Source organism: Daeguia caeni (assembly GCF_042653845.1).
Taxonomy (GTDB): Bacteria; Pseudomonadota; Alphaproteobacteria; order Rhizobiales; family Rhizobiaceae; genus Brucella; species Brucella caeni.
The window spans coordinates 1-2,482 of sequence record NZ_JBHSEL010000079.1 but is presented as its reverse complement, the minus strand read 5'-3'; the positions used below and the strand labels follow the sequence as shown (position 1 = coordinate 2,482).

Here is a 2,482-nt window from a genome sequence, read left to right as displayed (position 1 = left end):
GCGAGAAGACAAAGCGAAACTTTGCTTCCTTCGTCGCGCTCGTCGCAGGCTTCATCTTGGCCAAATCCATCCACACGGCCTAGTCATGTCCAAAGCATGGACATGATTATGGAAGACCATTCAAGAATGGTCAAGAAAAATCTTTATAAATCAATGACTTGTCAATATCTGTCAATAGTTTTACTGCTGGAATACTGCATCACATTTGCACAATACTTGCCTCATCGCTGCATCACCCAATGCTGCGCATTGGGCCCCAAAGTTTGACCTTCTCGATGTGATGCATGCCCCGGACGTTGCATAAAAATGTCCAAGCCTTAGCCTTAAACTGGCTATACACCATACGCACCTTTCAGTGCTCGTAAGTCATTGATTCTCAACGACTTACGCGACCACGAAAAAAACCGCTGTAGTGTTCGACCACTACAAAACGGCCGCAAACCCGCATAAATGCTGGCTTTGATGCACTACGGAAGCACTACGAAGGCCGGAAAAGTCCCACACGTAGCCAGATGTGATGCAACGGTAGGACAACGATGATGCAGTGATGATGCTAGCGTGATGCACTCCGCGCCCTTCGGGCTTGGGCAAGGGGCGCTACCCCTCTGCACGCCCCGCCCTCGCCGCCGGGAAGCTTGGGGGGCAGGTCGCCGCTGCGCTATGCCTGCCCCTTCGCTGACAGGCTGTTGCGCTTCAGTCGCATCAAGGCCAAAGCCGCTACGCGGTCGCTGCGCGAGCCTTGACCCGCCTTCCGCTCATGAAGCCCACCATCCGCCACGACAGCGGTACCCAATAGACGGTCTATCTACAGGCCCGATGCAATTTCAGGGGTAATTGCCGGTAATAACGGTTCACTTTCTCCTGATTCCTGCCGGAAAAGATCTCGTCACCGTCTATTAACCACCCGGCACCGTCTATTAGGTACCTGTACCGCTCCCCAGAGACGGGGCAGCGCCCCTCAAATGTCAATATCGCCATGAAAGCCGACTGAGCCGTTTTACGGGCCGATGACGCGATTTTCTGGCTCACTGGCACCCAACCATTGGTCGCCGTTCGTTTGCGCGTCCTGGGCACTTCTGGGCGGCCGTCATCCGGGCATGACCGATTACACGTGCTTGGAGGGTGAAAGCCGGGTCAAGGCCGGGCGCAGCCCGCCCGAAGGGCTTGGCCTTGATGCGGCTGGAACCCGGTCACGCTAAAGGCATGGGGGCAGGTCGAAGGCCAAAGGCCGCCCGTCCTGCTCCCATGCCACGTGGCGAACGCGGGGAGTCCAGAGGGGCAGCGCCCCACTGAGCAAGGCCGCAGGCCGCGCAGCGGATGTTGACACTTGAGGGCATCACGCAGTCTGGCCCAAGACCGATTGCAAGCGTTTGACGGCAGAAACGAAATCCAGCCGGAAAAGGTGCATGGTCAAGTCGATTGCCCCGCCGCCACCTTTCTCTATCCTGCTGTCGTACCACTTTGGGCCGGTTACCAGCAGTTCGACCACGCCACCACCGATAGAAACATAAAGCCGTTCGGTCTCATGGTTCTTCACTGGCTTGAAATCCGGGTCAGGTTTCCAATACAGCCCTAACAGATCGAGCGCCGTTTTCACGGGCATACCTTGCAGACGTGCCAGCAGCTCAGGGGAAAAAGATCGACGGACACGGCTCATAACACCCTCCCAAACAAAAGGCTACTCGGCCCTGCGGGCCTCTCCGGCCGCTACGCGGCCTGCGCGCCATGTGGACAACGCTTCGCGTTGACACACAAGGCTTGCGGGCTACTCGTGATAGATAAATCACGGGGCTACTCCCGCCTTCGGCGGTGAGGGCCTACGGCCCGAGGCTTCGCCATTAGTAATACGGACGGACTTGTGCCACTTTCCGGGGGCATGGGCTTGCCGACGCGATACCAAGTACGGCGGCTCATCCCGAGAGCTTCCCAAGGCTTCCTGCGGCTTAGGGAGTTGGCCTCGTAGGTTGCCCGGTCGATGGCTCCAGCGGCCCGTCTGCGGGCTTCTGCGCGTTCCCTGTCGCGCTCTTTGGCAAGGTCGGTGCTGATGATGGTGCGAAGGCGGCGCTGTTCCTCGTCGGAAATACGGAACAGGTTGATGAGGGTGTCATTCTTGGGGGTGTAAAGCGGGGGGTACTTTTTGCCGCCCAATTCGACGGTTTCCCCGGCCTCATACGCTTTGGCCTTGCGGTAAAGCGTCATCAGCTCCTTGCTGCGAGTGTTCCATGACGGATCGAGTTCTGTAGCAAGGGCGCCCGCTTCCCGGTACATTTCAAAGCTGTTTGTAGCCCCGGACAGCAGCAGGAAGTTGAGCCGCCAAAACAGGTGCAACATGCGCTCGCCTTCGTGGACGCCACCGCGCAGCATGGCGAGCGTGCGCAAGTCCTCCAACCTGTCCCATGCTAGGCCGTGTGGATGGATTTGGCCAAGATGAAGCCTGCGACGAGCGCGACGAAGGAAGCAAAGTTTCGCTTTGTCTTCTCGC

General features: G+C 58.0%; 1 protein-coding gene and 1 pseudogene. Both read right to left on the bottom strand.

The window, feature by feature from the left end:
* Window positions 1–1,336: 1,336 nt before the first annotated feature.
* On the bottom strand, window positions 1,337–1,657 hold the full coding sequence (locus tag ACFO1V_RS09520) for a hypothetical protein (protein ID WP_374834715.1): 321 nt from the start codon (window positions 1,655–1,657) through the stop codon (window positions 1,337–1,339).
* A 134-nt stretch (window positions 1,658–1,791) separates the two neighbouring features.
* A pseudogene (locus tag ACFO1V_RS09515) lies at window positions 1,792–2,482 on the bottom strand (hypothetical protein); the annotation flags it as partial.

Coding starts and splice junctions, on each gene's coding strand:
- ACFO1V_RS09520 (WP_374834715.1), bottom strand. CDS start 1,657: ATGAGCCGTGTCCGTCGATCTTTTTCCCCTGAGCTGCTGGCACGTCTG.